We start from the raw sequence: 12,358 nt of genomic DNA, 5'->3' as shown, positions 1-12,358 counted from the left end.
ACCGCATTCGGGGGCGCGGCCACCGGGGTCGACACGCAGGAGCACAACATGACGCGACGTGGCACCACGGATACCCCGTGGCGGATCGGCACCCGCGGCAGCGTGCTGGCACTGACCCAGGCAGGCACCGTGCGCGACGCGCTGATCGCCGCCGGGCAGCACGCCGAATTGGTGATCGTGAAGACGGCCGGCGACAAATCCTCCGATCCGGTCGAGAAGATCGGTGTCGGGGTGTTCACCGCCGCGCTGCGCGAGGAACTGGCCGCCGGGACCGTCGATATCGCGGTGCACTCCTACAAGGATCTGCCCACCGCGCCCGACCCGCGCTTCACCATCGCCGCGATACCGCCGCGCGAGGATCCGCGTGACGCCCTGGTGGCCCGCGACGGTCTGGTACTGGGCGAACTGCCCGCCGGATCCCGGGTCGGCACCTCCGCGCCGCGGCGTGCCGCCCAGTTGCGCGCCCTCGGCCTCGGCCTCGAGATCGTGCCGCTGCGCGGCAATATCGACACCAGACTTCGCAAGGTCGCCGAGGGTGAACTCGACGCCGTGGTCGTCGCGCGGGCCGGGCTGTCCCGCGTGGACCGGCTCGGTTCGGTCGCCGAGGCCCTGGAGCCCGTGCAGATGCTCCCGGCACCGGCCCAGGGCGCGCTCGCGGTTGAATGCCGCAGCGAGGAAAGCGATCTCGTCAGCATCCTGTCCACCCTCGACGATCCGGGCAGTCGCGCCACGGTCGTCGCCGAACGCGCGCTGCTCGCCGAACTGGAAGCCGGTTGCACGGCGCCGGTCGGTGCGCTCGCCGAAGTCGTCGAATCGCTCGACGACGAGGGCCGCGTGGTGGAGGAACTGTCGCTGCGCGGCGGCGCGGCGGCGATCGACGGTTCGGATGTCATCCGGGCCTCGGCGGTCGGCTCGCTCGCGAACGCAGAGCAGCTGGGCCGCGATCTGGCGCGTGAGCTCCTGGAGCTGGGGGCGCGCGACCTGCTGGCCGGCGAGGTATCCGCCGGCGCGTCCGACTTCACCAATCCCAGCCCGATGGAGAACAAGCCATGAGCCGAGCCACCAAGAAACATCCCGGTCGGATTTTGTTCGTCGGGTCGGGTCCTGGTGACCCGGCACTGCTCACGGTCCGCGCCCGCGAGGTGCTGGGACGAGCCCGGCTGGCGTTCACCGACCCCGATGTCGACAAGGGCGTGCTGGCCATGATCGGCACCGCCGTCGAGCCGGGTCCCGACGGGGAATCCGCCGTCGACGTGCGCCCCGCGCTGGGCGAGCCGGCCGAGGTCGCGAAGACGCTGGTCCACGAGGCCCGCGCCGGACACGATGTGGTGCGGCTGGTCTCCGGCGATCCGATGACCACCGATTCGGTGATCTCCGAGGTCAACGCCGTCACCCGATCGCATATGAACTTCGAGGTGCTGCCCGGGCTGCCCTCGGCGACCACGGTTCCGGCCTACGCCGGTATCGCCCTGGGCTCCTCGCACACCGAGGTCGACGTGCGCGGTGAGGTCGATTGGGCCTCGGTCGCGGCCGCTCCCGGCCCGCTGGTGCTGCATGCCACCTCCGGCCACCTGGCCGAAACCGCGAGCGCGCTGGTCGAGCACGGTCTCGCCCCGCAGACCCCGGTGGCCGTGACCGTGCGCGGCACCACCCGGCAGCAGCGCACCATCGAGGCGACGCTGGCCACCCTGAACTCCGCCGCTTCCGAACTGGTCGGACCGCTGGTGGTCACGGTCGGCAAGGAGGTCGAGAAGCGCGCCAAGATGTCCTGGTGGGAGTCGCGGGCGCTGTACGGCTGGACCGTGCTGGTGCCGCGCACCAAGGAGCAGGCCGGCGAGATGAGCGAGAAGCTCGTCATGCACGGCGCCATCCCGATGGAGGTGCCGACCATCGCCGTCGAGCCGCCGCGCAGCCCCGCGCAGATGGAGCGCGCGGTCAAGGGCCTGGTCGACGGGCGCTACCAGTGGGTCGTGTTCACCTCGACCAACGCCGTGCGCGCGGTGTGGGAGAAGTTCGGCGAATTCGGTTTGGACGCACGGGCTTTCTCCGGTGTAAAGATCGCCTGCGTCGGTGAGGCGACCGCCGACAAGGTGCGCTCGTTCGGTATCAATCCCGAACTGGTGCCCAGCGGTGAGCAGTCCTCGGAAGGTCTGCTGGCCGACTTCCCGCCCTACGACGATGTTTTCGACCCGGTCAACCGCGTGCTGCTGCCGCGCGCCGATATCGCCACCGAAACTCTGGCCGAGGGCCTGCGCGACCGCGGCTGGGAGATCGACGATGTCACCGCGTACCGCACCGTGCGGGCCTCGCCGCCGCCGGCCGAAACCCGGGAGATGATCAAGACCGGCGGTTTCGACGCCGTGCTGTTCACCTCCTCGTCCACGGTCCGGAATCTGGTCGGTATCGCCGGAAAGCCGCACGCGCGCACCATCGTTGCCTGCATCGGCCCCAAAACCGCCGAGACCGCAATCGAATTCGGCCTGCGCGTGGATGTGCAACCCGAGATCGCCCAGGTCGGCCCGCTGGTCGACGCCCTGGCCGAACACGCCGCCCACCTGCGCGCCGAGGGCCTGCTGCCCCCGCCGCGCAAGAAGAGCCGCCGCAGCCGCTGAGCGGCTCGATGACCGCAGCCGCTGAGCGGCTCGATAACCGGGGCCGCTGAGCGGTACTGCGGAAGAGCACTCACACCCGGCGTACGCGCATCAGGTCGCGGACGAGGCTGCAGGTCTTGTTCGACGGTGGCCGGATGCCGACGACCTCGGCGGTGTGCCGAATGGTCTGGTTGTCGGCGAGGTTGGCGCGGTAGACGCCGGAGTCGAGCAGGGCGATGGCCAGCCGCATGGCCTTCAACCTGCGGTTGTGCATGACGTACCAGGAGCGCGGCCGGCCGGCCGGTAGGGCCTGTTTCACCAGCGGCGCGTAGGGATCGATGATCGTTGGTGCGGTGGGCATGAGAATCCTCCCCTCGGATGGAGATTCATCGGGTCGTCGATGGGCCGAATCGAAGGCGGGACAGATATGGGCAGTCCATCCCACCGCCGATCGATCGGTTGCGCGCCGTGGGCAGTAGCGCGCTACCGAGGCCGGTTCGACTGTTGACGAATCCCTTCGAACACATCTTCGATTCTACCGGAGGGCACCGACAAAAACCGCTCGCCGCAACGGGTTTCGGCACCGCGCCCGCGTCGCCGGTGCGTCGCCCGTGATTTGCCGGGTGTGACCCACGCCAACCGGCCGGGAGGTGCCTGGGAGCCGGGCTCCCGCGCGGCGTATCGTGCGGTTATGACCGGAATGGACCGCCCGCGGCGGTTGCGTCGTACCCCCGCGATGCGTCGCCTCGTCGCCGAAACCACCTTGGAAGCAAGGCAATTGGTACTACCGATGTTCGTCGCCGACGGACTGGCCGAACCGCGCGAAATCAGTTCGATGCCCGGTGTGTACCAGCATTCGATGGATTCGCTGCGCAAGGCCGCGGCCGAGGCGGTCGGGGCGGGCGTCGGTGGGCTGATGCTGTTCGGCGTGCCGCGTCCGGAGGACAAGGATGCGGTGGGTAGCCAGGCCAGTGCCCCGGACGGCATCCTCAATCGCGGCTTGCGCGCGCTGGCCGAGGAGGTCGGCGGTGACACCGTCGTGATGGCCGATACCTGTCTGGACGAATTCACCGATCACGGGCACTGCGGTGTCCTGGCCGGCGACGGCTCCGTCGACAACGACGAGACCCTGGAGCGCTACGTGGAGATGGCGCTGGCCCAGGCCGAGGCCGGCGCCGAACTGCTGGGCACCAGCGGCATGATGGACGGCCAGGTCGGTGCGATCCGCGCCGGACTGGATGCGGCCGGTCATATCGATACCGGGATCCTCGCCTACGCGGCCAAATACGCCTCGGCGTTCTACGGCCCGTTCCGGGAGGCCGTCGGCTCGTCGCTGCAGGGCGATCGCCGGACATATCAGCAGGATTCGGCGAATCGGCGGGAATCGCTGCGTGAGCTGGAACTGGACCTGGCCGAGGGCGCCGACATCGTGATGGTCAAGCCGGCCATGTCGTATCTCGACATCCTGCGCGATGTCGCCGATCATTCGCCGGTTCCGGTCGCCGCCTATCAGATCTCGGGCGAGTACGCGATGATCACCGCCGCCGCCGAACGCGGCTGGATCGACCGCCGCGGCGCCATCCTCGAATCGCTTCTCGGCATCCGCCGGGCGGGCGCGGACATCGTGCTCACCTACTGGGCCACCGAGGCCGCGCACTGGCTGTCGTGAATCCGGCGACCCTCCCGGCCGAGCCCGGCATTCGAACCAGACCCGAGGATGTGCGCACCGCCTGCCAGCTGTGGTGGGCCGTGGTCGCGCTCGGGGTGTTGCGGTTGATCCTCGGCGCGGTCGACCGCCTCGGCAATCGCCGCCAGGTCGCCCAGGACTTCTACGACCAGCTGCACGGCGAGCGGCCCGACTTCAGCGTGGCGCAGATGGAGCTGGTGGTCTCGATTCTCGAGGTACTGGTCCTCACCTACGGCCTCGCCGTCGGGATCGGCGCGGTGGCCGTGGTGTACCAACTCGGTCGCGGCCGCCTGTGGGCGCGCACGGTTGCCGATGTGGCGACCGTGGTGCTGGTGCTCGGCGCCATCGGGTCGATGTTCGGCCTCGGCGCGGTCGCCGGCGGCCCGGCGGTGCTGATCGGGGCCGCGGCGATATTACAGGCGGTTCTGGCCTGCGGAGCCGTATTCCTCTGCCGCAGAAAGGAATCCGAGGCGTTTTTCCGAGCGAACGGCCACTGAGACGCGAGGCCGAATTTGTCGCGTGCCGACCGGGATGTATGGTGAGGGTTGTCACAGAGAGCTCGGGAACTGAAAGTCGTTGATTGTGCGTTGTTCTTCGGATGTGGTTTTTCGGTCGGTGGTCGCATCGATCGGCTACCGCGATGAGAGCGCAGCACGGATGGCTTCGGTGGATCGGAGACATCGATGCGCGTGGTGATTCAGCAGCGACAAAGCATTCGACGCGATGTTCTGGTGATGGGTTTGCTGCTGCTCTTGGCACTGCTCACCCTCGCCGGCCTGCTGCTCCCGGGGAAGGTCGGCTGACTTCGCCGCCACCCGCTCGCGCCGGCACGCGCGTCGTATTCGGAGGTCCTGCGTGAGCGACGCCCAACCCACCGCCGCGGTGCGGCCGGATTCCGTGCTGTTCAGTGAGCCCGGTGCCCGCTGGCGAACGGTCGCCTACGGCCCGCTGCTCTGTCTGTTCGTGCTGATCCTGGAACTCGCGCTGCGGCGCGGCCCGGTGCACTGGTTCGGCCTCGCCTTCTGCGCGATTCTGCTCGCCGGATTCGTGACTCTGCAGGTCGTGGCCGGAAAACGTCACGTCAGCGTCGAACTCACCGACTCCGTGCTGCGCGCGGGCACCGAAACGCTGCCGCTGAGTTCGATCGCGCGAGTCTTTCCCGAACTCGACGAGGAATCGTGGGATGACGAGCCCTGGGAGTCGGCCCGCGCACTGGGTGAGCTGACCGGAGTGCCGCGCCGCCGCCGCGGCATCGGCCTGAAATTGCGCGACGGCGCCATGGTGCAGGCCTGGGCGCGCGATCATCGGCAGTTGCGCGCGCAGTTGAGCGCCGCGCTCGACCGGCTCGCCGAGGGTTCGGCGCCCGTGACCGAGGAACCGGCGGCGCCCCGGTCGGCGAAGATCGAGACCGCCGCCCCGAACGAGTCCGATGGCGCCGAAGCTCCGGCGGGCGCGGTGAGCTGTTCCGGGGACGACGAGGTTGTCGAGGGCAAGGAGGACGTGGCGTGATGCGCCGGCTGTGGATCCTGCTCGATCTGGTGCTGGTCGTGGTCTGCGCGGTGGCCGCCGTGCCCAGCTGGCGGCTCGGTGTCCATCGGACCTGGTTCGCGGCGGCGGGGGATCAGCCCGCCTTCGAATCCACCCACTACGCCGGTCCGTGGCTCGCGCTGGCCACCGTACTGGTCACGGCCGCGGGCCTCGCGGCCATCGATCTGGTGGTGCGGTGCGCGGTTCGCCCGCGCTGACACGCCTGTTCGCCACAGCCGCACCCGAATTCGCGGCGCGTCGCCCGATAGCGGATCGAGTGTTGTGGGTATTGCCGGAAAATGAGCACCATCACGCGCACCCGAGCAGTGCGGAAGACCTCGTTCACGATTCTCGCGGCCGCGGCGATCGGTATGGCGCCGGTCGCCGTGGCCACCGCGGCCCCCGAAAGCCCCTCGGCCGCAGACGCTTCGGCGACCGCCTCGCAGACGTCCGGGCCGAGCGTTACCGGCGCGAGTTCCGCCGATCCGCAGGCCATCGGCGCGGTCTCTCCGCTGCGCGCCGATCAGGTCTCGCTGCTGGATCTGCTTCCCACGCCACTGAATTGCCTGCTGTCCACCGGCTATGCCCTGCTGTGCCTGGGCGTTCCGGTCCCCTGAACCGCGTCGGTCAGCGCCACTGCTGGAAAACGTCGAGCAGGCGCGTGCCGTGCGATCCGGGGACGTTCGCCATCACCACGACGCTCCCGTCCGGATGGCTCGCCGCCTCCTCGATCACCTGCCGCAGTGAGGCGTGAACATTGCCGTTCTCGTCGTGATAGAGCTGGGTGTCCGGTTTGAGGCCCGCCCCGATCCGGTTCATCGGAACGACCATGGTGACCAGTGCGGGAATCGGCCCGTCGCCCAGTGCGGCGGTCTCGTCGTGGGTGAGGATGACTCCGGCGCGCTGCTGGTCGGGCTGGACCACCGGCGTCACGGCGGCCGCCTGAGTCGCCGCCGCGACCGAGCCGGCGAGGGTTGTCAACAGGGCTACCCCGAATACTGCTTTCCGCATGAACCCTCCCGGCCGTGAGCGTGATGGTGGGTACGAGGTTACGCATGGGCAACTCAGCGACAACCCTTATGACAGGAAATTTACGCCGCGTGTTGCGGTAACGCCGCTGACCGGCGCGTGTGAGGAAACTCTCGGCAAACTGCTGGTCGGGTCGGTGGGAGTACAATGTGGCGCCTCGGCTTGTGGGGTGGCTCACCCCACTACACCCTGTCGTCGACCGCTTCGGCGGGGGCTGCGACACTGGTGGTCGTGAGTTCTTCTCCGCGCGCGACCCAGGTAAACGTGCCGGTCTCCGCCCGACTCTTCGAACGCGCCGCCGCGATCATTCCCGGCGGTGTGAACTCGCCTGTGCGGGCCTTCAATTCGGTGGGTGGCACCCCGCGATTCATCGCTTCGGCGCGCGGATACACGCTCACCGACGCCGACGGCAACGACTATGTGGACCTCGTGTGTTCCTGGGGGCCGATGATCCTCGGGCACGCCCATCCGGCCGTCGTGGACGCGGTGCAGCGCGCCGCCACCGGCGGGCTGTCCTTCGGCGCGCCGACCGAGGCCGAGATCGAACTGGCCGAGGCGATCGCCGCTCGCGTCGATCCGGTGCAGCGGGTGCGGCTGGTGAACTCCGGTACCGAGGCCACCATGAGCGCGGTGCGGCTGGCACGCGGATTCACCGGGCGCAGCAAGATCGTCAAGTTCGCCGGCTGCTATCACGGCCATGTCGACGCGCTGCTGGCCGATGCCGGCTCGGGCGTCGCGACCCTGGGTCTGCCGACCTCGCCGGGCGTGACCGGAGCACAGGCCTCCGACACCCTCGTGCTGCCCTACAACGACCTCGAAGCCGTCGCCACGGCCTTCGCCGAATATCCGGGCCAGATCGCCGCCGTGATCACCGAGGCCGCCGCCGGCAATATGGGCGCGGTCCCGCCGCTGCCCGGATTCAACGCCGGCTTGCGCGAGCTGACCAGCGAACACGGCGCCCTGCTGATCATGGACGAGGTCATGACGGGCTTCCGCGTGAGCGCCGCGGGCTGGTACGGGCGCGATCCGGTGGCGGGCGACCTGTACACCTTCGGCAAGGTGATGAGCGGCGGACTACCCGCCGCGGCCTTCGGCGGCCGCGCCGAGGTCATGGACCACCTCGCGCCGATCGGGCCGGTCTACCAGGCCGGCACGCTCTCGGGTAATCCGGTGGCGGTGGCCGCCGGGCTGGCCACGCTGCGTGCCGCCGACGCGGACGTCTACGCCGCCCTCGACCGCAACGCCGAACGCCTCGGATCCCTGATCACCGAGGCTCTGACCACCGCGGGGGTCCCGCACACCGTGCAATTCGCGGGCAATATGGTGAGCGTGTTCTTCGCCGAGGGTCCGGTTACCGACTACGCCACCGCCAAGGCCACCGCCACCTGGCGCTTCCCGGCCTTCTTCCACGCGCTGCTGGAACGTGGCGTCTACGCGCCGCCGAGCCCGTTCGAGGCCTGGTTCGTCTCGGCTGCCCTCGACGAGGACGCATTCGACCGTATCGCTGCCGCACTGCCCGCCGCCGCCGCGGCAGCCGCGGCCGCCACACCCGAAGGATCCCGCGCGTGAGCGACTCAGATCAGCTCGAATCCGTCACTGCCGCAACAGAATCCCCCTCGCACGAAGAACCGGCGTCGCCCGGGGACGCCGCGGCGAGCGGGGAAGCCGAACCCTCGCAGGGGCCCGGCGCGGACTCGGGAGCCGATGCCGGCAAGATTCCCTCGCTACCCGGCGACGTCGCCTCGGATACCGAGACCATCGTGCACGTGATGCGCCACGGCGAGGTGCACAACCCCAAGGGCATCCTGTACGGCCGCCTGCCCGGTTTCAGCCTCTCGGTGACGGGTCGTTCGCAGGCGGCGACGGTCGCGCGCACCCTGGCCGATCACGACGTCGCCCTGGTCGTCGCCTCGCCGCTGCAGCGCGCCCAGGAGACCGCCGCGCCGATCGCCGGACAGCACGGGCTTATCGTGCGCACCGACGACAACCTCATCGAGGCCGGCAACACCTTCGAGGGGCTGCGGGTGTCGGTCGGGGACGGCGCGCTGCGCAAGCCGCGGCACTGGTGGAAGTTGCGCGATCCGTTCACCCCGTCGTGGGGTGAGCCGTATCTGCAGATCGCGCATCGCATGCTCGCCGCCGTGAACAAGGCGCGGGTGGAGGCGACCGGGCACGAGGCCGTGGTGGTGTCGCATCAGCTGCCGGTGTGGACGTTGCGGCGCTTCCTGGAGGGGAAGCGGCTGTGGCACGATCCGCGGCAGCGGCAGTGCTCGCTTGCCTCGCTGACTTCGCTTGTGTACCAAGGCGATACGTTGATCGACATCGTCTACTCCGAGCCGTCCGGCGGCTCGGATCCCAGGGTGACCGGGGCGTGAGCGGGGCGGTCCGGCGTCTGCTGCCGATGCTGCTGGCCTGCGTGGCGGTCGTCGCCGCGCTGGCCGGCTGTTCGTCGGGTAACGACGCGGTCGCCCAGGGCGGCACCTTCGATTTCGTCTCACCCGGCGGCAAAACCGATATCCGGTACGATCCACCGGCCGCCCGCGGCACGATCGGCCACCTCTCGGGGCCGAATCTGATGACCGGCAAGACCGTCTCGGTCGACGACTTCCCGAATCAGGTCGTCGTACTGAACCTCTGGGGACAGTGGTGCGGGCCGTGCCGCGCCGAAGCGCCCGCGCTGGAACAGGTCTACGAACAGTCCAAGGACAAGGGCGTCGCCTTCCTGGGGATCAATGTGCGTGATCCACAACAGGACAAGGCGCGCGACTTCGTGACCGACAATCACGTCGGCTACCCGTCCATCTACGACCCCGAGATGCGCAGCCTGCTGGCGCTCGGCGGCAAATTCCCGACCAGCGTCATCCCCACCACGCTGGTGCTCGATCGGCAGCATCGCGTCGCCGCGGTCTTCCTGCGGTCACTGCTGGCCGAGGATCTGCTGCCGGTGGTGAACCAGGTCGCGCAGGAGGGCCGGCAGTGACAGCCGTCGCCTCGCCGGCATTGGCTTCCGTCGGCGAATCGTTCCAGCAGACCGCGGCGACCGGGCCGCTGCTGCTGGCGCTGGGTGCCTGCCTGCTCGCCGGATTGGTCTCGTTCGCCTCGCCGTGTGTGGTGCCGCTGGTGCCGGGATATCTGTCGTATCTGGCCGGGCTCGTGGGCGCCGAAGCGCCGCCGGTCACCGTCGGCGAAGCCCAGGGCAAGAGTGCGGCCGTCGCGCTGCGCACCGGCCGGATGCGGGTCGCGGGTGCGGCCGGGCTCTTCGTCGCCGGTTTCACCGTGGTGTTCGTGCTGGCCTCGGCGACGGTCTTCGGTGTCATCCAGACCCTGAACGTCAATCGTGAACTGCTGCAACGCATCGGCGGTGTGGTGACGATCGTGATGGGGCTGGTATTCCTCGGCCTGGTGCCGATGTTGCAGCGCGACACCAGAATGCATCCGCGCCGGCTCACCGGAATCGTCGGCGCACCGCTGCTGGGTGCGGTCTTCGCGCTCGGCTGGACGCCGTGCCTGGGCCCGACGCTCTCCGGCGTAATGGCGGTATCCGCCGGAACCGAGGGCGCGACGGCCGCTCGCGGTGTCGCGCTGATCGTGGCGTACTGCCTCGGACTCGGGCTGCCGTTCGTGATTCTCGCGTTCGGGTCGGCCACCGCGCTGCGCGGAGTCGGCTGGCTCCGGCGCAATTCGCGCACCATCCAGATCATCGGCGGCATCCTGCTCGTCGTGGTCGGCATCGCACTGGTCACCGGGATGTGGGATCAGTTCGTCGGATGGATCCGCAATGTTTTCGTCTCCCAGGTAACCCTGCCGATCTGAGCCCCATGACTGCCACGATGACGCCCCCGTCCACCGCCGCGAAGCCGCCGCGTCAGTCGCTGCCGCTCCGCGCGTTCGCACTGCTGCGCAACGCCTGGCGCGGATTGACCAGTATGCGCACCGCGCTCATGCTGCTGTTCCTGCTGGCACTGGCGGCGATTCCGGGGGCGTTGCTGCCGCAGCGCAGTCTGAACCCGCAGAAGGTCGACAAGTACATCGCCGATCGCGGCACCCTCGGCCCGTGGATGGACCGGCTGCAGCTGTTCGACGTGTTCTCCAGCTTCTGGTTCACCGCGATCTACGCTCTGCTGTTCGTATCGCTGGTCGGCTGCATCGTGCCGCGCGTCTTCGATCACTACAAGGCGCTGCGCACACCGCCGGTCATGGTGCCGCGCAACCTGTCCCGGCTGCCGCACCACGCCGCGACCACCACCGGCGACACCCCTGCCGAGGCGATCGAGCAGGCGCGGCGCGGGCTGCGCGGCTGGCGCACCGTGGTGCGGGACGGATCCGAGGCGCGCAACGGCCGTCCCGGTGAGGTGACCCTCTCGGCGGAGAAGGGTTATCTGCGCGAGCTCGGCAATCTGGTCTTCCACCTGGCCCTGGTCGGCCTGCTGGTCGCGGTGGCGGCGGGCAAGTTGTTCGGCTACGAGGGCAACGTGATCGTCGTCGCGGACGGCGGTCCCGGATTCTGCACCACCTCACCCGCGGTCTTCGACTCCTTCAAGGCCGGCCGGGTCAACGACGGCACCGGGCTGACCCCGGTCTGCGTGCGGGTCAAGGACTTCAAGGCCGACTATCTGCCCAACGGCCAGGCCGAGATGTTCACCGCCGACATCTCGTATCAGACCGGCGATGATCTGGCGACCGACACCTGGCGTGACACCACCATCCAGGTCAACCATCCGCTGCGCGTCGCCGGAGACCGCGTCTACCTGCAGGGGCACGGGTACGCGCCGACGTTCACCGTCACCTATCCGAACGGGCAGAAGCGCACCGAGACCATCCAGTGGCGGCCCGACGACGGCGCCACCTTCCTGTCCAGCGGTGTGATGCGGTTCGACCCGCCGGGCGGCATGTACGGCAGCGAGGACGAGCGGCGCAAGAACCAGATCGCGATCGAGGGCCTGTTCGCGCCCACTGCACTGATGCACGGCAGCCTGCTGACCTCCTCGTATCCCGGACTGACCGATCCGGCGGTGGCGATCGACATCTATCGCGGCGAGACCGGACTCGACACCGGGCGCGCGCAGTCGCTGTTCTCGCTCGATCCGGAGATGATCAAACAGGGCCGGTTGACGAAGCAGCAGCGCGTCAATCTGCGGCCCGGTGAATCGGCGACACTGGCCGACGGCACCAAGGTCACCTTCGACGGGGCGCAGCAGTACGCGAACCTGCAGGTTTCCCACGACCCCGCGCAGAACTGGGTCCTGGTGTGCGCGTTGACGATGATGGCCGGGCTGCTCGTCTCACTGCTGGTGAAGCGGCGGCGGATCTGGTTGCGCGCCTATCCGGAAGGCCCGGACGACGGCGGTTCCGGTGAACGACGTACTGTAGTAGAAATGGGTGGGCTGGCCCGCACCGACCAAGCGGGTTGGGGCGGCGAGTTCGACCGCTTGCTGACGCGGCTGCTGGGCTCCGACCGCACCGACATCGGCAGCCCCACGGATCAGCGCCCGGTCGCCCGGACCGAGAGCACGGGAGAGTGAAC

General features: G+C 69.2%; 14 protein-coding genes. 12 read left to right on the top strand and 2 right to left on the bottom strand.

Features of this window, described 5'->3' with window-relative positions; genetic code table 11:
* Nucleotides 1-48: 48 nt before the first annotated feature.
* Complete coding sequence (gene hemC, locus A5789_RS07725) at nucleotides 49-1,053, top strand: hydroxymethylbilane synthase (RefSeq protein WP_064907268.1); 1,005 nt, start codon at nucleotides 49-51, stop codon at nucleotides 1,051-1,053.
* Complete coding sequence (locus tag A5789_RS07720; RefSeq protein ID WP_030516198.1) at nucleotides 1,050-2,612, top strand: bifunctional uroporphyrinogen-III C-methyltransferase/uroporphyrinogen-III synthase; 1,563 nt, start codon at nucleotides 1,050-1,052, stop codon at nucleotides 2,610-2,612. Before hemC ends, A5789_RS07720 begins: the two co-directional genes overlap by 4 nt.
* 70 nt (nucleotides 2,613-2,682) lie before the next feature.
* On the opposite strand, the gene A5789_RS07715 is transcribed toward A5789_RS07720, so the two are convergent.
* Nucleotides 2,683-2,952, bottom strand: coding sequence for a hypothetical protein (locus tag A5789_RS07715; protein WP_063018575.1), 270 nt, complete (start codon nucleotides 2,950-2,952; stop codon nucleotides 2,683-2,685).
* A 330-nt stretch (nucleotides 2,953-3,282) separates the two neighbouring features.
* On the opposite strand from A5789_RS07715, the gene hemB reads away from it, so the two are divergent.
* The 5 genes from hemB (at nucleotide 3,283) to A5789_RS07690 (ending at nucleotide 6,422) form a co-directional block, all read left to right on the top strand.
* The gene (gene hemB / locus A5789_RS07710; protein ID WP_063018577.1) at nucleotides 3,283-4,260 is read left to right on the top strand and encodes a porphobilinogen synthase; all 978 of its coding nucleotides are present in this window, start codon (nucleotides 3,283-3,285) and stop codon (nucleotides 4,258-4,260) included.
* On the top strand, nucleotides 4,257-4,775 hold the full coding sequence (locus A5789_RS07705) for a hypothetical protein (protein ID WP_064907239.1): 519 nt from the start codon (nucleotides 4,257-4,259) through the stop codon (nucleotides 4,773-4,775). The genes hemB and A5789_RS07705 overlap by 4 nt, the downstream gene beginning before the upstream one ends.
* A 385-nt stretch (nucleotides 4,776-5,160) precedes the next feature.
* The gene (locus A5789_RS07700; protein WP_227463167.1) at nucleotides 5,161-5,787 is read left to right on the top strand and encodes a hypothetical protein; all 627 of its coding nucleotides are present in this window, start codon (nucleotides 5,161-5,163) and stop codon (nucleotides 5,785-5,787) included.
* Complete coding sequence (locus tag A5789_RS07695; RefSeq protein ID WP_146098768.1) at nucleotides 5,784-6,023, top strand: hypothetical protein; 240 nt, start codon at nucleotides 5,784-5,786, stop codon at nucleotides 6,021-6,023. Before A5789_RS07700 ends, A5789_RS07695 begins: the two co-directional genes overlap by 4 nt.
* An 81-nt stretch (nucleotides 6,024-6,104) precedes the next feature.
* Complete coding sequence (locus A5789_RS07690; RefSeq protein ID WP_064907240.1) at nucleotides 6,105-6,422, top strand: hypothetical protein; 318 nt, start codon at nucleotides 6,105-6,107, stop codon at nucleotides 6,420-6,422.
* Nucleotides 6,423-6,432: 10 nt separating this feature from the next.
* On the opposite strand, the gene A5789_RS07685 is transcribed toward A5789_RS07690, so the two are convergent.
* Complete coding sequence (locus A5789_RS07685; protein WP_064907241.1) at nucleotides 6,433-6,816, bottom strand: hypothetical protein; 384 nt, start codon at nucleotides 6,814-6,816, stop codon at nucleotides 6,433-6,435.
* A gap of 249 nt (nucleotides 6,817-7,065) precedes the next feature.
* Between A5789_RS07685 and hemL the strand changes: the two genes are divergently transcribed.
* From hemL to A5789_RS07660, 5 genes are all read left to right on the top strand, one after another.
* Nucleotides 7,066-8,403: a glutamate-1-semialdehyde 2,1-aminomutase gene (hemL, locus tag A5789_RS07680; RefSeq protein WP_039781253.1), complete on the top strand. Its 1,338-nt coding sequence runs from the start codon at nucleotides 7,066-7,068 to the stop codon at nucleotides 8,401-8,403.
* Between the two features lie 200 nt (nucleotides 8,404-8,603).
* Nucleotides 8,604-9,209 (top strand): histidine phosphatase family protein, encoded by a 606-nt coding sequence (locus A5789_RS07675; RefSeq protein WP_063018597.1) that lies wholly within the window; start codon nucleotides 8,604-8,606, stop codon nucleotides 9,207-9,209.
* Nucleotides 9,210-9,235: 26 nt separating this feature from the next.
* Nucleotides 9,236-9,814, top strand: coding sequence for a TlpA disulfide reductase family protein (locus A5789_RS07670; RefSeq protein WP_030516208.1), 579 nt, complete (start codon nucleotides 9,236-9,238; stop codon nucleotides 9,812-9,814).
* Nucleotides 9,811-10,647 (top strand): cytochrome c biogenesis CcdA family protein, encoded by an 837-nt coding sequence (locus A5789_RS07665; protein WP_064907242.1) that lies wholly within the window; start codon nucleotides 9,811-9,813, stop codon nucleotides 10,645-10,647. The genes A5789_RS07670 and A5789_RS07665 overlap by 4 nt, the downstream gene beginning before the upstream one ends.
* 5 nt (nucleotides 10,648-10,652) lie before the next feature.
* Nucleotides 10,653-12,356 carry a cytochrome c biogenesis protein ResB gene (locus tag A5789_RS07660; protein WP_064907243.1) on the top strand — a complete coding sequence of 568 codons (1,704 nt, stop codon included), beginning with the start codon at nucleotides 10,653-10,655 and terminating at the stop codon, nucleotides 12,354-12,356.
* Nucleotides 12,357-12,358: the final 2 nt, after the last annotated feature.

This window comes from Nocardia sp. 852002-51101_SCH5132738, assembly GCF_001665695.1.
GTDB lineage: Bacteria > Actinomycetota > Actinomycetes > Mycobacteriales > Mycobacteriaceae > Nocardia > Nocardia nova.
This window is presented reverse-complemented; position numbering and strand designations above follow the sequence as displayed.